Consider the following 22689-nt stretch of genomic DNA (forward strand, 5'->3'; position numbering starts at 1 on the left):
TTTTACTCCTCTAACATCGTTATATATATTTCGCTAAAATGATCTTGTTGTTCGCAATTAATTGATTTTACTTTCATAAGTTCTAATATAGCAAGAAACGTTACAACGACATGTTCTTTCGTACTCTTATCAAAAAGGTCTGTAAACTTTTTTCTTCCTCCTACTGAAAGAAGAGAGGTTTTGATCTGTTCCATCCTTCTTTCGATCGGTATCTCTTGCCGCTCGATAGTCGTTTGTTTTGGTGCTCGCGTAACCTTTTCTTGAAAGACCTTCTGCATGGCCTGCAACATATCATAAAGTGTTACGTTGGTGACCTGTTTTGCCGATTCTTCTTTCTCAAACTGCGAGAGATCGGCAGGCTGTCGTGTATATATTAAGCTTCTTGCTGATTCTCGTTCTTTAAGTTCATCCGCAGCATGCTTGTACTTTCTATATTCAACAAGTCTTCTTACTAGTTCATCTCTTGGGTCTTCTTCCATCTCGAGTTCCATTTGATTCTCAAAAAGCTCTTCTTCATGCTTTGGGAGCAACATCTTGCTCTTGATTGCAAGAAGAGTAGCTGCCATAACTAAAAATTCACTTGCCACATCAAGTTTAAGTTCTTTCATCGTATGTATATATTGAAGGTATTGCTCAGTTATGATGGCTACCGGAATATCATAAATATCCACTTCGTAGGTTTGTATCAAATGAAGCAGTAAGTCTAGCGGACCTTCAAATCCATCAAGCTTCACACTATATTGCATAACATTTCCCCAGTTTTTCAACGATTTTGTATTATAAAATTATATCATATTTTGTGAGTCTCGCGGCTTGTTTTTATTCATACTATGCATATGGTAAACTTAAAGTTGAGCTTATTAAGGGGCGTGAACGACTAGTGACTTACCCAAAACCATGGATTGAATACTTAGTGCATTTTCATAGAGATCAAGATTACTTTGAATGTCATGAAGTGCTTGAAGAGCATTGGAAGGATGAAGGAATGGAAGGTGACCTGTGGCCAGGACTGATCCAGCTTGCAGTAGCTCAATACCATCATCGGCGCGGAAACTACAATGGAGCTAAACGAATGATCTTGAGTTGTAAATTGAAACTACAAAAAGAAGAACTAGCATTGAAAGCACTCGGTATTAAAACTGAACCATTTTTTGAATTACTCGACAAAAGTATACAAAGAATCGAGCAACAGCAACCTTTTGAGTCAATAGCTCTTCCTCTGACGACGGAGTTATTTCAAACATGCTTATTTGAAGCGAATGCAACTGAAGAAGTTTGGGTCTCACAAACCAAAATTGATGACAACATCATTCATAAGCACTCATTAAGAGATCGCTCCTCTGTCATTGATGAACGAAATCGACAAAAACGAAAGAAGAACAGAATCTTATAAAGACTAAGGTGTACAATTTGTCACGTACCAGCTTTAATTTGAATATAAAAAGCTCCGGAAAAATCCGGAGCTTTTCTTCGTCTAGAAATTATTCTTCCCAAACTTTAACTTCTTTCATTACATCGCCTTGTTTAATACGAAGAACCGTTTCCATACCTTCTGTAACTTGTCCAAAAACAGTATGAACACCGTTCAAGTGCGGCTGTGGCTCGTGTACGATAAAGAATTGGCTTCCACCTGTATCGCGGCCAGCATGCGCCATTGAAAGAGATCCTGCTACGTGCTTATGCGGGTTTCCTTCTGTTTCACAAGGAATTGAATAACCAGGGCCGCCAGCTCCAGTTCCTGTTGGATCTCCACCTTGAGCAACAAATCCAGGGATAACACGGTGGAACGTTACACCGTTGTAAAATCCTTCGTTTGCAAGTTTTTCAAAGTTTTCTACTGTTCCAGGTGCTTCCTCCTGATACAGATCAAATACAATTTTTTCGCCGTTTTCAAATTCAATCGAACCTTTTTTCATAAAAAACAGGCCTCCTTCTACTTCATTCAACTTCCATTGTACGGTTAAATGGCTGCTCCGTAAACTAATTTACACAAAAACATTCGATTTTAACGGAACATCGTTCTTGATAAGGTCTTCATACGTTTCCCGCTTAACTACCAGCTGTTCTTCACCGTTCTCTACAAAAACCACAGCCGGCCGCTGGATTCTATTATAGTTGCTCGCCATACTATAACCGTAAGCACCGGTACAGGAAACTGCTAAGAAGTCGTGTTCACATACTTCAGGAAGGGCGATGTCCCAGATCAACATATCGCCACTCTCACAGCATTTGCCTGCGATAGATACCGTTTGTGTTGGTTCTGCGTTCATCTTATTTGCTACGAATGCTTCATATTTTGCTTGATAGAGTGCAGGACGAATGTTATCTGTCATCCCACCATCAATAGACACATAGTGTCTAACTCCTTCGATCTCTTTTTGTGAGCCGATCGAATAGATCGTCGTACCTGCATCACCTACGAGTGAACGGCCTGGTTCGATCCAAAGTTCAGGCAGCTCTTGCCCTTCAAAGTGAATCATCTGCTTTTTCACTTCTACAATCATCGCCGAAACGTACTGTTCAGGAGAAAGCGGTGTATCCTCTGATGTGTATTGAATGCCGAACCCGCCTCCAAGGTTTACGACACTTGGAAAATAGCTATAGTTTTCTTCCCATTTCTTAAAGTGACCGAATAACTTTTCAATCGCAAGGGTGAACCCTTCTGTTTCAAAGATTTGAGAGCCAATATGACAGTGAATGCCTAAAACTCGAAAGCCTTCAAATGCAAGTACTTCTTGAAGTGCTTTGTCTCCTTGACCATTTCCTAGATCAAATCCAAATTTAGAATCTTCTTGACCTGTTATGATGTAATCATGTGTGTGTGCTTCAATTCCCGGAGTTAAGCGTAGTAAGATGTTTACTTTTTTGTTCAGCTTACTGCTCAGCATTTTTAACAATGAGATCTCATGAAAGTTATCCACTACAATACAGCCGACTCCAGCGGTAAGTGCAAATTCTAATTCTGCTAAGCTCTTGTTGTTTCCATGAAAGTGTATTCTCTCAGGTGGAAATTCGGCTTGAAGTGCTGTGTAAAGTTCACCGCCTGAAACTACATCGAGACTCAATCCTTCTTGCTCGATTAGCTGAAACATAGCGATCGATGAAAAAGCTTTTGAAGCATAAGCGACTTGATATCCTACCTCATTTTCCTCGAATGCTTTTTTGAAGCCTCTTGCTCTATTTTTAATTAAGGATAGATCATACAGATAAAGCGGCGTTCCGTATTTTTTCGCTAGATCTACCGTATCTAAACCACCGATCCATAGATGATGATTATCTCCAATTTTTGATGTTCCGTGTAAATTCACAAAAAATCCCCTCTCGTTGTTGATAGAGAATTCAATCCCGACAAATACAAAAGACAGCCGCAACTAAGGCAGGCTGTCATAACCGTACCCTCATGTCGGAATAGCTCTCCACTACAGTTGTAGTGACAGTCCGTTGCTTGTTCAGCAGCGGCCCAGCATAAAAAGAGATGGAGCTCTTTCTACACTTCGGCAAATTGACCTTTCAACATATTTCATCGTCATCCACAAACTCCATATGCTACTCATTCGTTTTGCGCCTCTACCTCATATGAGGCATATTTAATTAGTTATGAATTTAACACAATTTTCAACAATCAGCAAGGGACAGATTAATTAGTTGGCTGTTTTTTGGTGTTCTGCGGATGTACGATACTTGGCCGAACTTTAGATAGTGGAACGGCTACTCGAATAACGATCTGCAGGAATGCTTTAGGATTAAATGGAATGAACGGCCATAGATAAGGCGTGTTCAGATTCTTAATCGTTGCCATATAAATGATCATAATCGTAAAACCAACGATAAACCCAGGAACTTTGAAAAGCATGACCATTATTATCAGAAAGAGGCGCAAAACCCTGTTGGCGATACTTAACTCATAACTAGGTGTAGAGAACGCTCCGATCGCTGCAATCGCAACGTATAAAATAACTTCTGGAACGAATAAACCTACATCTATTGCAATTTGGCCGATCAATACAGCTGCAATTAGACCCATGGCAGTTGAGAGTGCACTAGGTGTATGAATGGCGGCAAGTCTTAAGATATCTATACCGATCTCTGCAAAAATAATCTGGAGAAACAAAGGTATGTTCGTGTGCTTATTGGGCCCTATAAAATCAATAAAAGGTGGCAGCAACTGTTCTTCCATCGAGAACAATAGCCACATTGGTACTAAGAATACCGATGCCAGCATACCTGTAAAACGGGTCCATCTTAAAAATGCACCTATGAATGGTGTCTGCCTAAACTCTTCTGCATGTTGTACGTGATGAAAAAGTGTTGTAGGTGTGATGATGACACTTGGCGATGTATCTGTGATGATTAAAACATGACCTTCCATCAAGTGTTGAGCAGCAACATCGGGTCTTTCTGTGTAACGGACTAAAGGAAACGGATTCCAGCCTTGTTTTACTACAAATTCTTCTATCGTCTTATCGGCCATGGGTATTCCGTCGATCTCAATAGAGTTTAGCTCTTTTCTAATAAGGTCAACGAGTCCAGGATCAGCTACATCTTGAATATAAGCCAGACACACATCCGTTTTGGAACGCTCACCTACTTGAAGAATTTCGTGTCTTAATCGTTCATCTCGAATACGCCTTCTCGTAAGAGCAGTATTGATGATAATATTCTCCGTGTATCCATCACGAGCTCCCCTTACCACTTTCTCAATGTCTGGCTCTTCTGGTGATCTTCCTGGATAACTTCTTACATCCACAACGAATGCTTCTTCTTCACCATCAATGAATATAACGATCAGACCTGAGAGCATACGGTCTACAGCTTCATCCAACGACTTCGTAATCTCTACTTGCTGATGGGCAAGGTGGTTATGTACAAGATCTTTTACTTTACTTGGTGCGCGATGACCATGATCCATATCCATTAGTTCGCGATAGATCATGATAATGAACTCACTGTCACAAAGTCCCGTACAATAATACAGCTGAAGTTCCTTTTTTAAAACAAAGATCTTTCTGACACCAACATCAAAACTTACACCAATGCCGAGTCGCTCTTTTAGAAACCTTTCCGTATCTTCAATGTTTTTACTGATTGGTGTTTTATTTTTTTCGGTTGCCAATTGATTCGCTCCTTTCTAAAATGAGTTGAATTGCTTTTACAGTAATTGGAGCTCCTTTTTCTATTGCATCAAAACCTGCCATTTTTCCGATGTCCCCGACACCTACTACGAAAGGAAGGTTTAATTCATCGAGGATATAGACGGTATCCCCGTTAATCCTTCCTGTTTCTAGGTCCGGAATCCCACTCTTATCAATACCAAACTCTGTTAGTTCTCCATATCGATCCATAGAACAGTGAACTTTTGTCCATTCTGTAAAATGCGTTTTCGAAGCTACGGCTACAGCACCAATAACCTCTATATCTTTCTGTTGATGAATGTATCTCATCGCATGTTCTCCCGGACCTTCTCCTTTAAATCCACAGTCATCAAACATCACAAGTACAGGGTCATGAGGTGTTTTACGGATCATCTCTACAAGCTCTATACCGCTTTTTCTCGTTGGATTTCCCCAAGATTGTGAAATACAACGTCCTCCAACTTGTTTTGCCGCATGCTCTACAACTCGCAACGCATACAGATCTCCATCTGTTATGAAAATGACCCGTTTTTTCACCATGTGATCACCCCTTTGGTTCAAAGATGACTGCTACTAAAAACCCAAACAGAACAGCAGATGATATTCCTGCAGATGTTAACTCAAAGATTCCCATAGCGATTCCGATAAAGCCATGTTCCTCAGCTGAAGCCATCGCTCCATGCAGAAGAGAGTGACCAAAACTGGTAATGGGAACGGTAGCACCTGCACCGGCAAATTTAATCAGGTTATCATAGATACCAAAAGCATCAAGAAGTGCGCCAATAACTACGAAAGAAGTAGTAACATGAGCAGGTGTCAGTTTCATTACATCCATCATCAGCTGGCCGACAACACAGATTGCGCCACCAACTACAAACGCCCAAAAAAATTCCATCTTATTGCCCTCCTTCCGCTCGCTCTAGAACCACGCCGTGAGCAACCGTTGGAATACTCTCTTTTTGCTGAACCATTACCGGATTCAATAATGCACCCGTTGCGACCATTAAGACTTTCTTCAGATTGCCTTTTCGAATCTCGTCTAAGATATATCCGTACGTAACGACTGCAGAACAGGCACAGCCACTTCCTCCTGCAAAAACCTGCTGTCCACTTCGATAGATCATCAATCCACAATCTCGATGATTGTCGGACACATCATAACCTTGCTCTTTTAATAACATCTTAACGATTGGTGCACCGACTCCAGAAAGATCACCTGTTGCGATTAAATCGTACTCATCTGGTTGAACATCCATCTCTTTAAAATGAGCCGCGATCGTGTCTGCAGCTGCCGGAGCCATCGCTGACCCCATGTCAAAAGGATCTTTGATTCCTAAGTCCACTACTTTTCCGACAGTTGCCGATGTGATCTTTATATCTGAGACCTCTTTGCTCACAAGTGCAGCACCAGCACCTGTTACGGTAAACGTAGCTGTATCTGGCTTCTGCCCGCCGTATTCAGTAGGATATCTAAACTGTCTTTCAGCTGTAGCATTGTGTGAGCTTACTGCAGCGACAATTCGATTCGCATACCCGCCATCCACTAAAGCTGCACCTAATGCTAGGGACTCCATTGATGTTGAACATGCTCCGAATACACCTAGGAACGGTATACCGTTTCCTCTAGCTGTATAGTTTGACGAAACAATTTGGTTTAACAAGTCTCCTGCCAACAAGAAGTTGATATCTTCTGGCTTCATCTTTACTTTGTGCAAACAAGCATTGATCGCATCTTCCATCAACTGACGTTCAGCAAGTTCCCAATTCTTTTGTCCACAGTGAAGGTTGTTATACGTTTTATCAAAATATTTGCCTAAAGGTCCTTCGCTTTCCATCGGACCTACTGCAGTTCCGGCCGCATTTAAGTAAATATTATTTGCAAATTTCCATGTTTGTCTTCCGAATAAATTCAATGCCCTCACTCCTTATGTCAAGTGCTGAAAGATGTAGCGGATCATACCGAAAACGTAGGCGGAAACAGCTCCGAATACAATAACAGCTCCAGCTAATTTGAAGAGATTTGTAGCGACTCCGAGTACTAGACCTTCACTTTTATGTTCTAAAGCCGCACTCGTAACGGCATTAGCGAATCCTGTTACAGGAACAACAGAACCCGCTCCAGCGAATTGACCAATCTTATCGTATACTCCAAGTCCTGTTAACAGTGCTGCGATTAGAATGAGCGTAGCAACTGTCGGATTTCCCGCTGTTTCTTGCGTGAAATTAAAGTAAGTCATATAAAACATTTGAATCGCTTGACCGATCGTGCAGATGATCCCACCTATTAAAAAAGCTTTTAAACAATTTAAAACATACGGAGGTTTCGGCTGTATCGACTTAATTTTTTCGGCATATGCCTGCTGTTCTTCTTTTGTTGCCATCGTACAATCACTTCCTTAATGATTAATGTAGTACATCCAATGAAACAAAGATCCTGAGATTTTCCCAAGTACAATTGCCATTAATATAATGATGATTTTCTCTCCAAAACCAACTCTTTTCGCAAGAATCGGGAGTACGTTTAATACTTCTGTTAACGCTGCGGCTAACATCCCAACAAAGATACCTGTAAATAATCCGATCGGTACAAGAAAGAAAGCAGGAAACCCAATCGAAGCGTTTCTTAGATTCATCCACCCACCGATGACAGCACCTAAAATGATGCTTAACTCATAACCTCTAATGTATCGATACGTTTTAGAGAGCTGCATGAGCCTTGGCACGATTCCAAGAACAGTGATTAGGGCCACAAGACCAGAGCCTACGGTGATTCCACCGCCAAAACCGATAAAGGCAATGAGCAAAACTTTAATTCCCATTGATCTTTTTCTCTGTTTCTTTGTTTTCATGAACGATCACATACTGATCGAGGTCTTGCTGATAGTTAAACATCTCAACCTCTAAAGGGCTTGGTTCTTCATTAAGTCTTTTTCTGAAAAGATGGTTAAAAAAAAGAATCATGCCTAGACCCAGACCGAACGAGTATGGAATTTGGAGTAAAAGAGGTTGCTCTTTATAATGCCCCGTTATCATGAAATAGATTTTCTGGTGAACAAGCTGCATACTAACATCTTCATGAAAATTCATGATTGCAAGAGCCGAGCCTGTAAAAAGCAGAAGCCACACCAAGACAAAATACACTGGTGCCAGCTTTTTTTGTTGCATCTGTATCTCCAGAATCGATTGTGCCGGTCCGATGGTTTGAACATCTAAGCCTGGATTTTTCTTTTGAATCGTAGCGATCACACGCATAACATCTATCACAATCAAATGCTTATCTTCAGGGGTTACTTCGTGGATAATATATCCCTTGATGGCTTCTTCTAATTCATCAGATGCTACAATCTGTGCAACTTCACCAATCGTGACTTTCTGATGCTGAATGACCTGTACGCGTTGACGCATACGCAGGTATACCGTTTTATCCAATTTTCACTTCACCTCTTTCTAAGCGCATTTGTGTTTAGTATGCGATTATGGAATTCTTATCATGCCTCACATGTAACAGCATCCAAAAACTACCACAAAAAAACGTTTTGGGGTTCATTGATGTATTTGAAAGTGGTTGATCTCCGTTTCAGGTGATCCCTTTCCGCGGGGCGACCGGTGAGCCACTTGCCGCTTCGCGCCTCTAAGTGTCTCACCTGACCGCTCGTCCCGCAGGAGTCTCTCACCTTACACTACAATCAACCTAATCAGTGAAGTTTATGGGTAACGCTGAAGACTGTTTGAACTTTTGATTGTGTGTCATAAGTATGTTTCAATAACTTGAACAGCTTCTTGATAAAACATCTGAATAAAGGGCTAAGCGATTTACGTTTAGATTTTTTCTTTTTATACTTCCTATGCAAGTTGATTGTAGCGTAAGGTTGCCTGCCTGCCACATGAGGAGCTTCTCGCAAGGCATGCGACGAGGAAATTCACTTCGTTAGCATAAACTTGTAGACGCAGGAGCAGAGAGACAACCTTTAAGCGGTCAGGTGGAGACTCCTAACGGCGCAAAGCGGCAGTCCGAAAAGTGGAAGTGACTCGTTCAGCCCCGACAAGCAAAAGGGAAATGGGCGAGGACGGCGCACTTTGCTCATCACAGACCGTTTACCTTTTGACCTCGAGGGGCTAGTCACTGCAACTAGACAGGAGGCTCACCGTTCGCCCCATGGAAAGTGTGCAACCTGGAGCGTAAATCAACTTTCTATCAAGACCCGCATCTATGCGAAAGCATAAATAGAACAAAACAAAAAACCAGATAGGACGTTTAAGTCTCCATCTGGTTTTTCATAAACAATAATATTTTCTTTTCGAGTCTAGATACCTGTACTTGAGAAATAGCCAGCCGGTCGGCTACTTCGGATTGTGTTTGATCTTTAAAATACCTCAAATACACAATCAACCGCTCTCTCTCATCAAGCTTATCCATAATATCTTTTACCGCGATCTTATCGAACCACTTGTTTTCCGAGTGATCAGAGATTTGGTCGAGTAGCGTAATGGGATCACCATCGTTCTCATAAACAGTTTCATGAATCGATTGTGGTGCTCGTACAGCATCCTGCGCCATGATAACATCTTCCACCGCAATCTCTAGAAATTCTGCTACTTCTGAAATGGTAGGTGTTCTTCCAAGCGATTTAGATAGTTCATCTTTTGCTTTACGCACTTTATTACCGGTCTCTTTTAATGATCTGCTGACTTTGACAGTTCCATCATCTCTGATGAAACGCTGAATCTCACCGATGATCATAGGCACTGCATAGGTAGAGAACCTAACATCATAAGAAAGATCAAATTTATCAACAGATTTTAATAGCCCGATAGAGCCGATTTGAAAGAGGTCATCTGCTTCATAACCTCTGTTTAAAAAGCGCTGAACCACAGACCAGACAAGCCGCATGTTCTTCTCAACAATCGTATCACGTGCTGACTGATCTCCATCCTGACTCTGTTTGATCAATAACTTAATCTCTTCATCCTTAAGAAACGGTTCACTTTTGCTGCCTTTCACCTCGACATCCATAGACATACTCCCTTAATTACACATAGCTTTATTTTTGGTTAAGTATTTTGTCAAATGAATCGTTGTTCCGTAAGACGGTTCTGAGATGACTTCTACACTGTCCATAAAATTCTCCATGATTGTAAAACCCATACCTGAGCGTTCTAACTCAGGCTTAGACGTATAAAGAGGCTGCCTTGCCTGATCAAGATCACGAATGCCCATGCCTTCGTCACGAATCGTAAGGTGGATTGTATCCTCTTCAATAGCAGCTTCAATATAAACCATGCCTGTTGCTTTGTTTTCGTATCCGTGAATGATCGCATTTGTTACAGCTTCAGATACAACGGTCTTGATCTCTGTCAGTTCATCAACTGTCGGATCGATCTGAGCGATAAACGCAGCAACCGTCACACGTGCGAAGGATTCATTCTGACTTAACGCTGAAAACTGAATCTTCATCTCATTTCTCATTTTTAAGCCACCCCCAAAGCCTGAAGGGCAAGCTCTTCATCTTCTTCAAGCTTGATAATCTTAAATAGTCCCGACATTTCAAAAAGACGTTTTACCGCTGGAGATATGGCGCATACCACCATCTCACCATTCTGACTCTTGATCTGTTTATAACGCCCTAGTATAACGCCTAACCCTGAACTATCCATGAAACTCAAACCTTCTAAATTTAAGACAATATGGTTTACCGTATGCTTCCTTAAATATTCCTCAACTTGTGACCGAAGCATATCTGCTGTATGGTGATCAAGTTCTCCGTCTAAGCGGATGCATAATACGGTGTGTTTAAGTTCCAAATTGACAGCTAATCCCACGCTATCCTCTCCTTCTTTTTTGGATAACGTGAATTTTCTATAAAAAAAGACGAATTCCTTCACTCTTGACAAAACTAGTGGGAATTCGCCTATAACTGTCAAGAAACCATTCTAGTTAAGAGGATTTTGACATTTGTCCTGCTGTTCGTTTGAAAAGTTTCCACCAAGATGCTTTTTTCACCGTCTCTGATGCTAAAACCGGACTTTCTGTAATCAGCTTGTTCCCGTTATAAATTTTTAAAGAACCAATCTGCTGCCCCTTTTTAACCGGTAGTTTTAAATCTTTATCTACATTTACTTCTGTTTTCACTTTTTTCGCTGTCTCACCTTTTTTCAATAACAGAGAAATGTGTTCTGAAGTAACTACAGGAAGTTTAGGTTTTTCAGCTTTTTGCACTTTAACCTCTTTTACAATCTCATGTCTTGCATAAAGTTTTTTCGTCGAAAACTGAGTAAAAGCATAGTCAAGCATCGATGTTACTTGTGCGTTTCGATCTTTAGGAGATGGCGCTCCCATAACAACTGCAATTACCCTCATCCCGTTCTTGTTTGCCGTAGCCGTTAAACAATATTTTGCTTCATTCGTAAAACCTGTTTTCAATCCATCTACTCCAGGATAGAATTTAACAAGTCTGTTTGTGTTGACAAGCCAAAACTTCTTCTCTGTTTCTTCTCTTAAATAATCTTCATAAAGCCCTGTGAACTTTGTAACTTCCTCATGCTTTAGAAGCTCTTTTCCCATGATTGCCATATCATGAGCAGATGTATAATGCCCTGCTGCAGGAAGCCCAGTAGGATTCTTAAAGAACGTATCGTTTAAACCGAGCTCTTTCGCTTTATCGTTCATACGATTTACGAACGAATCGACAGAACCAGCAATATGTTCTGCCATTGCTACTGAAGCATCGTTAGCGCTCCCGATCGCAATGCCTTTCACCATGTCTTCTACACGCATCTCTTCACCTGGTTCAAGGAAGATCTGAGATCCACCCATGCTTGCCGCATATTCACTTACACGAATCTTATCGTTCCAACTGATCTTGCCTTTATCAATGGCCTCCATGATTAATATCATTGTCATGATTTTTGTCATGCTTGCAGGCGGCAGTTTCTCATGGCTATTCTTTTCGAATAACACACTCCCACTATCTTGTTCCATTAAAATGGCTGAGTGGCTCTGTTCTGCGAGCTTTATTTTTTCTTTTGCTTTTTCTGCTGCATCCGCTTTTGGAATTGAAAAAGAAGCCAACAAACAAATACTTAATAGACCTGAAATAACGCCTTTCATACAGTTCCCTCCATTCATATAGTCTTATTTTTTCCATAATTTTTCACTTTATACCGGATCTTCCACCTAAAATCGCTTAGTAAATTGACTGACTAGATGCTTCACTTCCAATGGCTACTTCTAAAAAGGCCTATGAATATTCAATAATCTAAAAATATAGACTAAACTCTTTTTATTTGATATTCTTCATTATAATTATGGATAAATATGTTAAATGATTTCAGATGCAGCAGGGGGATGTACGTTAATGCCTACACTAAAAATGAATGAATTCGTGTTAAATTATGAGGTTAGAGGAAGTGGTAAACCCATTGTATTCTTACATGGATTAGGAGCAAGCTGGAGAATGTGGGAGCCCCAGATTGAAACTTTTTCTAAAAAGTATCAAATGATTATGGTTGATTTAAGAGGTCATGGAGGCTCGACAAGATCATTTCCTAATCATGAATTTTCTGCAAAAGTAATGTCAGAAGATATTAAACAGTTTTTAGATGCGTTGAATATAAAAAAAACATATATGGTTGGACTATCTTATGGCTCTGTTGTCGCACAATTATTTGCTTGTAAATATTCAAGTTACCTTGAAAAACTTATTTTATCAAATGGTTATAGTGAAATTCCTAGCAAAGTCTCTGGCTGGGTTTTGAGTCTATCCAATTTTATATTTAAGAGACTTTCTTATAAAACAATTATCAATCTTATTTTAAAGACTTATAAAGATGATGAATTTACCAAGAAGATCTTGCGGGATTCTTTTACTTTTGACAAAGACATGTTTTTGTTTGCAAAAAATTCTGTATTCCCAACCCATACTAATGAACTTCATGGTATAAGCGTTCCTACTTTAGTATTGGGAGGCGATAAAAAAGTCATGGGGGTAGATGAGCGCAAAGCTTCAGAAATCTTGTTCAATCATATTCCATTCTCAACCCTAGCTTTATTTAAAAATGCCTTTGATCCCCTTAGTACAATGAAAGTAAGTACATTTAATGAAATGATTCTTTGTTTTTTGGAAGATAAAAATTTCAAGGTTTATGATGATGTTACGATCTACACTAAGTAAAATTCCTAATATTACTAGCACCTCTATGAAAATTAAAAAAGATGCCCCAAATATTTAAATATTTGAGGCATCTTTTCGTTTTTATTATTTTTTAATCTCTTTATAAACAAGCGGTGGAGCTTCTACAGCATCCTTCGAGATCGTATAAGCTTCACGGATTTTCTTCTTCACTTCGTCTACATTTTCAGTGTTGCTGTAGATGGTTACAAGTGAATCACCTCTTGAGACTTTATCTCCGACTTTTTTGTTAAGCATCAAACCAACCGCTAGATCGATCTGAGATTCTTTCGTTGCGCGTCCTGCACCTAAGATCATTGCCGCAGTACCAATCTCATCAGCAACAATTTCAGAAACATAGCCTTCTTCTTCTGCCGTTAGCTCAAAAGTATGTGCAGCTTGTGGCATTCTTTCTGGATGATCCACTACAGATTCGTCTCCACCTTGAGCTTTCAAGAACACTTTTAACGTTTCAAGCGCTTTTCCTGAAGCGATGACTTCTTTTAACATCTCACGTGCTTGTTCAAGTGAATCTGCTTTTTTCGCAAGATACACCATGTGAGAACCTAATGTTAAGCAAAGTTCTTCAAGGTCTTTTGGTCCTTTACCATTAAGCGTATCGATGGCTTCTTTGATCTCTAAAGCATTACCGATCGCAAGACCTAAAGGCTGGCTCATATCAGAGATAACAGCCATCGTGTTACGTCCTACCGCATTTCCTATTTTCACCATCGCGTTTGCTAGTTCTTCTGCTTCTTCTGGTGTTTTCATGAATGCTCCTGCACCTGTTTTTACATCAAGTACGATTGCATCAGCACCAGCTGCGATCTTTTTACTCATGATCGAGCTCGCGATCAATGGGATTGAGTTAACCGTTGCCGTTACGTCACGAAGACCATACAGCTTTTTATCAGCTGGTGTCAGGTTTCCGCTTTGTCCGATAACAGCAAGCTTATTTTTATTTACAAGGTCAATAAATTCTTGGTTGTCAATTTCAACGTGGAATCCAGGAACAGCTTCCAATTTGTCGATCGTTCCACCTGTATGACCTAGTCCTCTTCCGGACATTTTTGCTACTGGTACATCAAGCGCAGCAACTAGAGGAGCTAGTACAAGAGTCGTTGTATCACCAACACCACCTGTTGAGTGCTTGTCTACTTTAATTCCTTCGATCGCAGAAAGATCGATTTGATCACCTGACTCTACCATCGCCATTGTTAAATGGGCACGTTCTTCAGTAGTCATGTCTTTGAAATATACAGCCATTGCAAATGCAGACATTTGATAGTCAGGAATTTCACCATTTGTATAGTTTTGAATAATAAAATCGATCTCAGCTTTTGTAAGTTCTTTTCCATCACGCTTTTTTTGAATCAAGTCAACCATTCTCATGTTAATAGCACCACTTTCTTATCACTTTACATATGAACATATTTTTTTAGAAGTTAAATATTAAATCCTTCGTAATTCACTTTGGACTCTCTGTTAAATTTCCTTGACGATTCCTTTAACTAAAGAAAGGAAATTGGATTTTACCATCTCAGTTGTTTCCATTACTTCATCATGTGTTAACGGCTGATCTAAAATACCTGCTGCCATATTAGAAATACATGAAATTCCAAGTACTTGCATACCAGCATGACGTGCGATGATAACTTCTGGAACCGTAGACATTCCAACTGCATCCGCTCCCCATACACGAAGCATTCTAACTTCTGCAGGCGTTTCGTATGAAGGACCTGTGTTTCCAGCGTAAACACCTTCTTTTAATGAGATGTTCAAATCTTTTGCTACACCACGTGCAACGTCTTGCAGAGACAACGTGTACGCTTCACTCATATCTGGAAAACGAACGCCAAACGAATCATCATTACCACCGATTAACGGGTTGTTACCAAAGTTATTGATATGATCTGTGATCAACATAAGATCTCCAGCTTCAAAATCCTTGTTAACGCCACCAGCAGCATTCGTTACAACAATTGTTTCTACACCGATCAATTTCATCACACGAACGGGGAACGTTACTTTTTCCATCGAGTATCCTTCGTAATAATGAAAACGCCCTTGCATCGCGACTACTTGTTTTCCAGCAAGCTCGCCAATCACAAGCTGTCCAGCGTGACCTTCTACAGTCGAAACAGGAAATTCAGGAATATCTGAGTATGGAATAATAACTGGGTTTTGAATTTCTTCAGCAAGGATTCCTAGACCAGAGCCTAAGATCAAACCTATTTTTGGAACAGAAGTAAGTTTTGATTGAATAAAATCAGCAGATGTCTGTAGTTGTTTAGACATGTTTATTTTCCCCCTTAAACTAAACCTTAAAGTTGATTTAAAAAGCTTTGTCCGATACTAGGTTTTTTCACATCATATATTTCAGCGATCGTTGCACCAATATCTGCGAACGTGTTACCTACGTTCAGTTCTTTACCTTTTTCAATCCCTTTGTAATATACCATCAATGGAACATATTCACGTGTATGATCTGTTCCATGATGAACAGGATCGTTTCCATGGTCAGCCGTGATGATAAGCAGATCGTCTTCTCGAAGCTTTTCTAGAACTTCTGGCAATCGAGCATCAAATTCTTCTAATGCTTGACCATATCCTTTTGGATCTCTTCTATGTCCGAATAATGCATCAAAATCAACCAAGTTTAAAAAGTTAAGACCTGTAAAATCTTCATCCATAGACTTCACCAGCTTGTCCATTCCATCCATGTTCGATTTCGTGCGAATGGCTTTCGTTACACCTTCACCGTCAAAGATATCGGATATTTTTCCTAGTGCGATGCTATCATATCCTGCGTCTTCTAACTCGTTCATAACCGTTCTTCCGAATGGTTTTAATGCATAATCGTGACGGTTAGACGTTCTTTCAAATGCTCCAGTCTCACCTTTAAACGGACGAGCAATGATTCTTCCTAACATATACTTGCCATCACGTGTCATTTCTCTTGCTGTTTCACAGATCTCATAAAGTTCTTCTAATGGAACAACATCTTCATGAGCAGCAATCTGAAGCACAGAGTCAGCAGACGTGTAAACGATCAACTTACCTGTTTTCACATGTTCTTCTCCAAGCTCAGAAATAATTTCTGTACCTGAAGCTGCTTTGTTACCTAGAATTCCTCTGCCCCATTTTTCGGTAAGCATATCGATCAACTCATCAGGAAAGCCATCTGGAAACGTTTGAAAAGGTTCCTTGATATGTAGGCCCATGATTTCCCAGTGTCCTGTCATCGTATCTTTCCCGTTTGAAAGTTCAGGCAGTTTCGCATAATGAGCAATTGGATTCGTTGCTTTCTGAATACCTTCCATCGTCGAATCAATATTTCCAAGTCCAAGCTTCTCCATATTCGGAACGTTTAGACCGTTCATCTCACGTGCGATATGCCCTAGCGTGTGAGCTCCTTTATCTCCAAATTTTTCTGCATCTGGTGCTTCACCAATTCCTACAGAATCCATTACGACTAAAAAAGTTCTCTTAAAACGTGATTGTTTCATTTTGTCCTCCTGAAATTCGTACATTCACTTTATTTACTATTTCCTTATAGCAGAAACAACAAACAAATCCTTGGTGATGTCAGAAGTCTGACATCTTATTGAAAAAAGAAAGCTCACGCCCTCGGATGGAAGGCGGAGTATACATCTTTTAATCTTGTTTTTGTTACATGGGTATAAATTTGTGTTGTGGAAATATCAGCATGTCCTAACATCTCTTGCACTGCACGCAAATCCGCACCGTTTTCTAATAGATGAGTAGCGAACGAATGTCGAAGAGTATGCGGTGTAAGTTCCTTCTCAATATGAGCTTTTCTTGCTAGTTGCTTTAATATCTTCCAAAATCCCTGTCGAGATAAACGATTTCCGTGATGGTTCAAAAAGAGTGCATCCGTTTTTTTGCTTTTTAACATGATTGAACGTCCGTTTTGTAAATAGCGTTCAATTGCCGTTTGAGCCATCTTTCCTAAAGGAATGATCCTTTCTTTATTCCCTTTACCTATACAGCGGATGAATCCCATTTCTAGGTGTACATCCCCTATATTAAGCTGAACAAGTTCTGAAACTCGAATGCCAGTTGCATACAACAGCTCGAGCATACCTTTGTCTCTTTGAGAAAATGGATCGTTACCAGCAGGTGTATCTAATAGTGCTTCAACCTCTTCAGTGGATAATACTTTCGGAAGCTTCCGCTCTGTTTTAGGTGTTTCAATATGTACAGAAGGATCTTGACTAGAGACCTTCTCTCTTAGAAGAAACTGGTGAAAAGACCGAATAGACGCAATGTTGCGAGCTAGCGTCGTGGAAGCCTTACCATTCTCTTTTAAAAATAATAGATATCCCATTATATGATTACGGTCAATCTCATGAATGGTTTCAAGAGATTCGACTTTATCGAGATATCGTACATATTGAGTTAAATCTCTCTTATAGGAGTCGATTGTGTTCTTAGAGAGGGCTCGTTCTACAATAATGTATTGAAGAAAATCCTGAACATGTTCGTTCACTCTACCCCTCCTTACTCACCCGTCTGATAAAAATAGAAAAGCCTTTTTACTGCGTTTGAATCTTTATCAGAACTCAAGTTAAATACTTTAACAGCTTTACCTTTAGGTTCGTCATATCTATGATAGTTTTCATATTCTTGATTGATCCAAAGCAAACCGAAATAAAACACGAGCGTGCAAATTGAAAAAGCAAAGAACACCTTTGTTGTATTCCAAACGATTTTCATCCAGGAAATCATCATGTCCACCCCTGTCCTCATATAGTACAGGTTATGCCCACATGTTCCCCGATTATACATAAAAGTTGAATCTACACATCATACGTTACCCGATTCTTGGGACTTTGTAAATATTCTTTGCCTTATATTTTATAAATACATTTTAAATAAAGTCTGTTTTCGAAAACAATGGTGTTTTTGGAAGTAGTTGCTCTCCCTTACAGGTGTATCGCTTTCCACGGGGCGACATGTGAGCCCCGTGGAGTCTCACACCTTACACTCCGATCAACTTACCATTGTTGGAAAAATAAAAAGGAAGCGCTACTCTTCGCTTCCTTCACTTTCATTATTATCTTTAGGATGACATCTGTGACAGATTCCATGAAATGTCAGTCTATGATCTTTAATTTTAAAATTCCAGCCTTCTTCAACTACTTTTTCCACATCGCCAAGAAGGTCTTCTTGTATTTCATCCACCGCTCCACATTCGATACAAACAAGATGATGATGAAAATGATCAGCACCCTCTGTTCTAAGATCGTAACGGGACACCCCATCACCAAAGTTAATCTTATCTACTACTTTAAGCTCGGTTAAGAGTTCCAGAGTACGGTAAACGGTCGCCAAACCAATCTCTGGCGCCTTTTCTTTTACGAGCAGATAAACATCTTCCGCACTTAAATGATCTTCTTCGTTTTCGAGGAGGACTCTAACGGTCGCCTCACGCTGTGGAGTCAGCTTATAACTTTGTGAATGCAGCTGTTTTTTGATACGGTCGATTCTGCTTTCCATACCCTTTTCCTCCTTATGTATACACAAGATAATTATAAGCATGGAGAAAAAAGTTGTCAATTTAAAGTCATTTTAATTAACGATTTAAACTTATTATAAACAAATAATCATTATTCTGAATTAGATCGACCATTTGATAACTTGTTCCATCAAAGCTGGAGTAAAGAACGCTTCCATTGTTGAGGCCAGCAGAACCATCACTCCTACACCTGCAACCAAAAGTGTATATCTTAACAGCTGCGGTAAAAAAGGCATGTGGTGCCTTTTAAAAGCCAGCTGACGAATCATCTTAAAAGAAAAAGCAACTGCCGCTACTGTCACGATAATGAAAGCTGGAATTAATAGAACGTTCTGAGGCAGAACAGATACAAAAGATAATAAAAAGCCGTACCATCCCATTTGATTCACTAAGAAACCCACAGTAAAGCCGATCACTACTCCTTTTAAGAACAGCATAACTAAGATAACAGGCAGACCGATCACGGATAATCCTAGAATCCACATGAGACCCATGTATTTTAGATAATGGCCAAAGCTTTGAAAGAACATATCTGTTTTGCTCGTAAAGCCACCTTCTGCAGCTTGAACAAAAAATCGTGACAAATACGTGTACAGATCTTGTTTTTGATTCAAACTTAACGAATTAACGATAATTGCTCCAAAAATGACACCCATTAAAAAGAGAACACCAACAAACGCATACAACGTTTTATTTTCTTCAAGATGCCGCTGCATGTAGTAGCGCGCACTCTCCATATGTAAGCCCCCTCCATCGAATCTCTTAATTCTATTCTATGAATCAGGGGAGAAGGTATGTCTTATTTTTTACTTTTACTAGGATGGTTTACCATTACTTTTCCGTAAGCTCCGCCACCGCCGATCTGGACAGAGAGATTTCCGTCTCTAGCAGACAAAATCTGTTCAGCTATAGCTGGTTTAACAATTTCCTTCAGTTGGTCTTCTGTAGAAGAATGTATGATATCCATGTCTGTTCCAATCGCTTCACGCATCTTCACTAAAGATTTCGGACCTAACCCTGGTATGAACTCGAGTGGAATTTGATGGATATAAGGTGGTCTGTTTCTTTTACTTTTCGTTGTACCTGTCCCTTGAAGTTCGTTGATCCGATCGTTGACTCCCTTTATAAACTTCCTACTTCCGCATTTAACGCAGTTCTCACTGTTCGGAAGATATACTTTTAAACATGCTTCACAAACCGAATTATAGTATTTACCGAGATATGGATTGAGCCCATAATTTGCAATAATTTCTCTACCATTCTTTTCTTGAAGAGCCATTTTAAATTCTTTAAACGTTGGTTCCTTTAAGGAAAGCATCTGATATTCGCGAGCGATCTTCTCTAACGAATGGGCATCTGAATTGGTTAAGAAGGCGAATGGAGAAAGCTCTTCAAGCCGGGATGCCATCTCGGTATTTGAACTTAAACCTAGTTCAACACCATCTATCATAGCTGGATCTAATATTTCAGTCAGAGAAAAGGCTACTCCTTTTCCGTATAAACTCTTGAACGGAGTAAAAATATGAGCTGGAATAAATAATCCGCCTAAATCTTTAACAAATTCTTGAAGTTCACGAGCGCTCCCATACATTCGTTGAGAGCTTAGATGGATGTTCTTCATTCGAGGTGTCAGCCATCCACTTAAGTTCTCCATTGCAGCAAGGCTGGGCATGTACACAAGAACGTGAATCGGCCCCTTACAATGTTCATCGTTAATTTCGATCTCGGCTCCTGGTATAAGTGTTAATCCATCAATCGATAAGCCTCCATCCTCTAACTCTTGCAAGTATCCATCATGCTTAAGCTCTTTTAATTCCTGAAGTACTTCAGGTGAATGACAATCGATGATTCCTATGATATCCATACCTTTTACATGTTTGGCTACGCGTAAAATATTTCGGAGCGTCAAGGATCTTGAACCTGTGATTTTAATCGCTTTTCCCGTTCTAGATGCGCCGATGTGAATGTGCATATCCGCAAAGAACGGCAAAAGTTTATTTTTTGAGGGCACGGTTTAACTCCATATACATGACACTGTAAGCTGTTTTTGCATCATGAATTTTTTCTTCTTTCATTAATTCTTTCGCTTCATCTACGCTTATTTCAAGTACGTTCAAGAATTCATCTTCATCTGTCATCTGATCACCTTGTTTTGAAAGAGTATTCGTATAGTAGAGATGAATCAGTTCATCTGCAAATCCTGGAGAGGTGTAGAAAGAGCCAATGGACTCCATAGATTCGCAAGCAAAACCCGTTTCTTCTAACAACTCACGCTTGGCACATTCTAAAGGATCTTCTCCTTTTTCGAGCTTACCTGCTGGAATTTCAATGATCGTCTTTTCGAGTGGTTTACGGAACTGCTCAACCATTAACATCTTACCTTCTTTTGTTACTGCTAGTACGGCTACTGCACCAGGGTGTTTAACGATCTCTCGTTTCCCTATCTTCTTATTAGGCAGTTCTACTTCTTCTATATATAGATCAATGACTTTACCGCTGTAGATCTGTTCTTTGCTTAGAGTTTTTTCGTTTAAGTTTTCCATTTTCCACACTCCAATGGTCTATTTATCTTCTTTTCTACATAAAGTCTATCATACTTTGGAATACTTCATTTAATAGGACATTGAAGGAGGCATAGCAGATGAAGATCTATCTTCAACCTAAAGGGATCACGCTTGTGGGCAAGGCATGGCAGATCAAATACATGCTACAAAATTATAGTAAGCAGCATGAACTTGTTCAAGACTGGATCAACGCCACTTCTCCTAAAAAATAAACGTATTTAAAGATGGCTGACGATGTGAAACCTTTCTTCACATCGTTTTTTTGTGCGGACTTTTTTCTTTTTTCTAATCATTATGATAGGTTTAGAACAGAAGCAAATCGAATAAAGTTGAGGTGACTAGGATGAAGAAAAGAAGACTAGGTTCTTCTGATCTGTATGTAAGTGAATTGAGTTTAGGGTGTATGTCACTTGCTCCTGAGCTTGGAAACGAGAACGAGAGAATGGTGAAGACAGCACTCGATCATGGCATAAATTATTTTGACACAGCCGATTTATATGGCTTCGGGTGGAATGAAGAGTTTATTGGAAAAGCACTAAAAGACGTTAGACAAGACATCATTCTTGCAACAAAAGGTGGGAACGATTGGAGCCAACCTGGAGATGGTTGGAAGTGGAATCCTTCGAAAACTTATATTAAATCTGCGTTAAAGGATAGCCTGAAACGTCTGCAAACTGATTATATCGATCTTTACCAGCTTCACGGAGGGACGATTGATGATCCGCTTGATGAAACAATCGAAGCTTTTGATGAACTCGTCTCAGAAGGATATATTCGTTATTATGGCATTTCTTCTATACGGCCGAACACGATTAAATATTTTGCAGAGCACTCAAATATTCAAAGTATCATGATGCAATATAGTTTGTTGGACAGACGTCCTGAAGAACTGTTTCCATATCTTGAGTCAAAGAATATTAGTGTTATCGCTAGAGGTCCTGTTGCTAAAGGATGGCTGAGTGAAAAAGCATTTCAAAAGAGTGCTGATGGCGAGTTCCTTCATTACACGGGAGCTGACATACAAAAAAGAATCGAGAAGAGTAGAACATTCTTAGGAGATAAGAACATCACACATGCTGCTTTGCAATATGTGTTGCGTCAACGGTCGGTGGCAACTGCAGCTGCTGGTGCAAGCTCTGTTGAACAACTCATTGAAAACATCAAAACCTTTGAAGCTACACTTTTAAACGAAGCGGAGTCAGAGTCATTACGCTCTCTTTTTCCAGCTGAGATCTACGAAACGCACCGTGCATAATCCAATAGAAAAAGTCCCGTTGCAGCGA

27 protein-coding genes and 1 riboswitch are annotated in these 22689 nt (G+C 39.9%); of the genes, 4 read left to right on the top strand and 23 right to left on the bottom strand.

What is annotated here, in order from left to right:
* Window positions 1-2: 2 nt before the first annotated feature.
* Window positions 3-746 carry a segregation/condensation protein A gene (locus tag I5J82_RS09580; RefSeq protein WP_198767678.1) on the bottom strand — a complete coding sequence of 248 codons (744 nt, stop codon included), beginning with the start codon at window positions 744-746 and terminating at the stop codon, window positions 3-5.
* Between the two features lie 134 nt (window positions 747-880).
* Between I5J82_RS09580 and I5J82_RS09585 the strand changes: the two genes are divergently transcribed.
* The gene (locus I5J82_RS09585; RefSeq protein ID WP_198767679.1) at window positions 881-1393 is read left to right on the top strand and encodes a DUF309 domain-containing protein; all 513 of its coding nucleotides are present in this window, start codon (window positions 881-883) and stop codon (window positions 1391-1393) included.
* A gap of 88 nt (window positions 1394-1481) precedes the next feature.
* Here the strand turns inward: I5J82_RS09585 and I5J82_RS09590 are convergent, their stop codons facing one another.
* The 13 genes from I5J82_RS09590 to I5J82_RS09650 form a co-directional block, all read right to left on the bottom strand.
* Entirely contained in the window at window positions 1482-1916 is a 435-nt protein-coding gene (locus I5J82_RS09590; RefSeq protein ID WP_198767680.1) for a peptidylprolyl isomerase, read from the bottom strand.
* A gap of 69 nt (window positions 1917-1985) precedes the next feature.
* Window positions 1986-3308, bottom strand: coding sequence for a diaminopimelate decarboxylase (lysA, locus tag I5J82_RS09595; protein ID WP_198767681.1), 1323 nt, complete (start codon window positions 3306-3308; stop codon window positions 1986-1988).
* Between the two features lie 93 nt (window positions 3309-3401).
* Window positions 3402-3578, bottom strand: a riboswitch (Lysine riboswitch).
* 59 nt (window positions 3579-3637) lie between these two features.
* On the bottom strand, window positions 3638-5113 hold the full coding sequence (locus I5J82_RS09600; protein WP_144699284.1) for a spore germination protein: 1476 nt from the start codon (window positions 5111-5113) through the stop codon (window positions 3638-3640).
* Window positions 5094-5672 carry a stage V sporulation protein SpoVABEA gene (spoVAEA, locus tag I5J82_RS09605; protein WP_198767682.1) on the bottom strand — a complete coding sequence of 193 codons (579 nt, stop codon included), beginning with the start codon at window positions 5670-5672 and terminating at the stop codon, window positions 5094-5096. The genes I5J82_RS09600 and spoVAEA overlap by 20 nt, the downstream gene beginning before the upstream one ends.
* 4 nt (window positions 5673-5676) lie before the next feature.
* Window positions 5677-6027 carry a stage V sporulation protein AE gene (gene spoVAE / locus I5J82_RS09610; RefSeq protein WP_144699279.1) on the bottom strand — a complete coding sequence of 117 codons (351 nt, stop codon included), beginning with the start codon at window positions 6025-6027 and terminating at the stop codon, window positions 5677-5679.
* A 1-nt stretch (window position 6028) separates the two neighbouring features.
* Window positions 6029-7045, bottom strand: coding sequence for a stage V sporulation protein AD (spoVAD, locus tag I5J82_RS09615; protein ID WP_198767683.1), 1017 nt, complete (start codon window positions 7043-7045; stop codon window positions 6029-6031).
* Between the two features lie 12 nt (window positions 7046-7057).
* Window positions 7058-7513 carry a stage V sporulation protein AC gene (gene spoVAC / locus I5J82_RS09620; RefSeq protein ID WP_197221238.1) on the bottom strand — a complete coding sequence of 152 codons (456 nt, stop codon included), beginning with the start codon at window positions 7511-7513 and terminating at the stop codon, window positions 7058-7060.
* 15 nt (window positions 7514-7528) lie between these two features.
* Window positions 7529-7951: a stage V sporulation protein AB gene (locus I5J82_RS09625; protein ID WP_198767684.1), complete on the bottom strand. Its 423-nt coding sequence runs from the start codon at window positions 7949-7951 to the stop codon at window positions 7529-7531.
* Window positions 7941-8561, bottom strand: coding sequence for a stage V sporulation protein AA (locus tag I5J82_RS09630; RefSeq protein WP_197130812.1), 621 nt, complete (start codon window positions 8559-8561; stop codon window positions 7941-7943). Before I5J82_RS09630 ends, I5J82_RS09625 begins: the two co-directional genes overlap by 11 nt.
* An 826-nt stretch (window positions 8562-9387) precedes the next feature.
* Complete coding sequence (gene sigF, locus I5J82_RS09635; protein ID WP_198767685.1) at window positions 9388-10146, bottom strand: RNA polymerase sporulation sigma factor SigF; 759 nt, start codon at window positions 10144-10146, stop codon at window positions 9388-9390.
* A gap of 12 nt (window positions 10147-10158) precedes the next feature.
* Complete coding sequence (gene spoIIAB / locus I5J82_RS09640) at window positions 10159-10599, bottom strand: anti-sigma F factor (protein ID WP_198767686.1); 441 nt, start codon at window positions 10597-10599, stop codon at window positions 10159-10161.
* 2 nt (window positions 10600-10601) lie between these two features.
* Window positions 10602-10952, bottom strand: coding sequence for an anti-sigma F factor antagonist (gene spoIIAA / locus I5J82_RS09645; protein ID WP_066395843.1), 351 nt, complete (start codon window positions 10950-10952; stop codon window positions 10602-10604).
* A 115-nt stretch (window positions 10953-11067) separates the two neighbouring features.
* The gene (locus I5J82_RS09650) at window positions 11068-12240 is read right to left on the bottom strand and encodes a D-alanyl-D-alanine carboxypeptidase family protein (protein ID WP_198767687.1); all 1173 of its coding nucleotides are present in this window, start codon (window positions 12238-12240) and stop codon (window positions 11068-11070) included.
* 247 nt (window positions 12241-12487) lie between these two features.
* Between I5J82_RS09650 and I5J82_RS09655 the strand changes: the two genes are divergently transcribed.
* Complete coding sequence (locus I5J82_RS09655) at window positions 12488-13303, top strand: alpha/beta fold hydrolase (RefSeq protein ID WP_198767688.1); 816 nt, start codon at window positions 12488-12490, stop codon at window positions 13301-13303.
* Between the two features lie 84 nt (window positions 13304-13387).
* Here I5J82_RS09655 and I5J82_RS09660 read toward each other — a convergent pair whose 3' ends face one another.
* From I5J82_RS09660 to I5J82_RS09700, 9 genes are all read right to left on the bottom strand, one after another.
* A complete protein-coding gene (locus tag I5J82_RS09660) occupies window positions 13388-14692 on the bottom strand; it encodes a pyrimidine-nucleoside phosphorylase (RefSeq protein WP_198767689.1) in 1305 nt (434 codons plus the stop codon).
* 93 nt (window positions 14693-14785) lie between these two features.
* Window positions 14786-15598 (bottom strand): purine-nucleoside phosphorylase, encoded by an 813-nt coding sequence (locus I5J82_RS09665; RefSeq protein ID WP_198767690.1) that lies wholly within the window; start codon window positions 15596-15598, stop codon window positions 14786-14788.
* A gap of 26 nt (window positions 15599-15624) precedes the next feature.
* Window positions 15625-16809, bottom strand: a complete 1185-nt coding sequence (gene deoB, locus I5J82_RS09670; protein WP_198767691.1) for a phosphopentomutase — start codon at window positions 16807-16809, stop codon at window positions 15625-15627.
* Window positions 16810-16922: 113 nt separating this feature from the next.
* Window positions 16923-17813 (bottom strand): site-specific tyrosine recombinase XerD, encoded by an 891-nt coding sequence (gene xerD, locus I5J82_RS09675; protein WP_198767692.1) that lies wholly within the window; start codon window positions 17811-17813, stop codon window positions 16923-16925.
* An 11-nt stretch (window positions 17814-17824) separates the two neighbouring features.
* Window positions 17825-18055: a YqzK family protein gene (locus I5J82_RS09680; RefSeq protein WP_318300239.1), complete on the bottom strand. Its 231-nt coding sequence runs from the start codon at window positions 18053-18055 to the stop codon at window positions 17825-17827.
* A 297-nt stretch (window positions 18056-18352) separates the two neighbouring features.
* A complete protein-coding gene (fur, locus tag I5J82_RS09685; protein ID WP_198767693.1) occupies window positions 18353-18823 on the bottom strand; it encodes a ferric iron uptake transcriptional regulator in 471 nt (156 codons plus the stop codon).
* A gap of 120 nt (window positions 18824-18943) precedes the next feature.
* Window positions 18944-19579, bottom strand: coding sequence for a stage II sporulation protein M (gene spoIIM, locus I5J82_RS09690; protein WP_066395870.1), 636 nt, complete (start codon window positions 19577-19579; stop codon window positions 18944-18946).
* Between the two features lie 62 nt (window positions 19580-19641).
* Entirely contained in the window at window positions 19642-20814 is a 1173-nt protein-coding gene (locus I5J82_RS09695; RefSeq protein WP_198768972.1) for an endonuclease Q family protein, read from the bottom strand.
* A gap of 22 nt (window positions 20815-20836) precedes the next feature.
* Window positions 20837-21385: an NUDIX hydrolase gene (locus I5J82_RS09700; RefSeq protein ID WP_198767694.1), complete on the bottom strand. Its 549-nt coding sequence runs from the start codon at window positions 21383-21385 to the stop codon at window positions 20837-20839.
* A 98-nt stretch (window positions 21386-21483) separates the two neighbouring features.
* Between I5J82_RS09700 and mciZ the strand changes: the two genes are divergently transcribed.
* Window positions 21484-21618, top strand: a complete 135-nt coding sequence (mciZ, locus tag I5J82_RS09705) for a Z-ring formation inhibitor MciZ (protein WP_066395881.1) — start codon at window positions 21484-21486, stop codon at window positions 21616-21618.
* Window positions 21619-21749: 131 nt separating this feature from the next.
* Window positions 21750-22661, top strand: coding sequence for an aldo/keto reductase (locus I5J82_RS09710; protein WP_198767695.1), 912 nt, complete (start codon window positions 21750-21752; stop codon window positions 22659-22661).
* Window positions 22662-22689: the final 28 nt, after the last annotated feature.

The organism is Fictibacillus halophilus, assembly GCF_016401385.1.
Lineage (GTDB): Bacteria > Bacillota > Bacilli > Bacillales > Fictibacillaceae > Fictibacillus > Fictibacillus halophilus.

What these genes read in the sequence shown, in the direction of transcription:
- spoVAE (WP_144699279.1), bottom strand. Translation starts at nt 6,027, where the DNA reads ATGGAATTTTTTTGGGCGTTTGTAGTTGGTGGCGCAATCTGTGTTGTC.
- I5J82_RS09700 (WP_198767694.1), bottom strand. Translation starts at nt 21,385, where the DNA reads ATGGAAAACTTAAACGAAAAAACTCTAAGCAAAGAACAGATCTACAGC.
- I5J82_RS09650 (WP_198767687.1), bottom strand. Translation starts at nt 12,240, where the DNA reads ATGAAAGGCGTTATTTCAGGTCTATTAAGTATTTGTTTGTTGGCTTCT.
- spoIIM (WP_066395870.1), bottom strand. Translation starts at nt 19,579, where the DNA reads ATGGAGAGTGCGCGCTACTACATGCAGCGGCATCTTGAAGAAAATAAA.
- I5J82_RS09660 (WP_198767689.1), bottom strand. Translation starts at nt 14,692, where the DNA reads ATGAGAATGGTTGACTTGATTCAAAAAAAGCGTGATGGAAAAGAACTT.
- mciZ (WP_066395881.1), top strand. Translation starts at nt 21,484, where the DNA reads ATGAAGATCTATCTTCAACCTAAAGGGATCACGCTTGTGGGCAAGGCA.
- spoVAC (WP_197221238.1), bottom strand. Translation starts at nt 7,513, where the DNA reads ATGGCAACAAAAGAAGAACAGCAGGCATATGCCGAAAAAATTAAGTCG.
- I5J82_RS09680 (WP_318300239.1), bottom strand. Translation starts at nt 18,055, where the DNA reads ATGATGATTTCCTGGATGAAAATCGTTTGGAATACAACAAAGGTGTTC.
- I5J82_RS09695 (WP_198768972.1), bottom strand. Translation starts at nt 20,814, where the DNA reads ATGCACATTCACATCGGCGCATCTAGAACGGGAAAAGCGATTAAAATC.
- fur (WP_198767693.1), bottom strand. Translation starts at nt 18,823, where the DNA reads ATGGAAAGCAGAATCGACCGTATCAAAAAACAGCTGCATTCACAAAGT.
- deoB (WP_198767691.1), bottom strand. Translation starts at nt 16,809, where the DNA reads ATGAAACAATCACGTTTTAAGAGAACTTTTTTAGTCGTAATGGATTCT.
- spoVAEA (WP_198767682.1), bottom strand. Translation starts at nt 5,672, where the DNA reads ATGGTGAAAAAACGGGTCATTTTCATAACAGATGGAGATCTGTATGCG.
- spoIIAB (WP_198767686.1), bottom strand. Translation starts at nt 10,599, where the DNA reads ATGAGAAATGAGATGAAGATTCAGTTTTCAGCGTTAAGTCAGAATGAA.
- I5J82_RS09625 (WP_198767684.1), bottom strand. Translation starts at nt 7,951, where the DNA reads ATGGGAATTAAAGTTTTGCTCATTGCCTTTATCGGTTTTGGCGGTGGA.
- I5J82_RS09580 (WP_198767678.1), bottom strand. Translation starts at nt 746, where the DNA reads ATGCAATATAGTGTGAAGCTTGATGGATTTGAAGGTCCGCTAGACTTA.
- I5J82_RS09590 (WP_198767680.1), bottom strand. Translation starts at nt 1,916, where the DNA reads ATGAAAAAAGGTTCGATTGAATTTGAAAACGGCGAAAAAATTGTATTT.
- I5J82_RS09665 (WP_198767690.1), bottom strand. Translation starts at nt 15,598, where the DNA reads ATGTCTAAACAACTACAGACATCTGCTGATTTTATTCAATCAAAACTT.
- I5J82_RS09710 (WP_198767695.1), top strand. Translation starts at nt 21,750, where the DNA reads ATGAAGAAAAGAAGACTAGGTTCTTCTGATCTGTATGTAAGTGAATTG.
- I5J82_RS09655 (WP_198767688.1), top strand. Translation starts at nt 12,488, where the DNA reads ATGCCTACACTAAAAATGAATGAATTCGTGTTAAATTATGAGGTTAGA.
- sigF (WP_198767685.1), bottom strand. Translation starts at nt 10,146, where the DNA reads ATGGATGTCGAGGTGAAAGGCAGCAAAAGTGAACCGTTTCTTAAGGAT.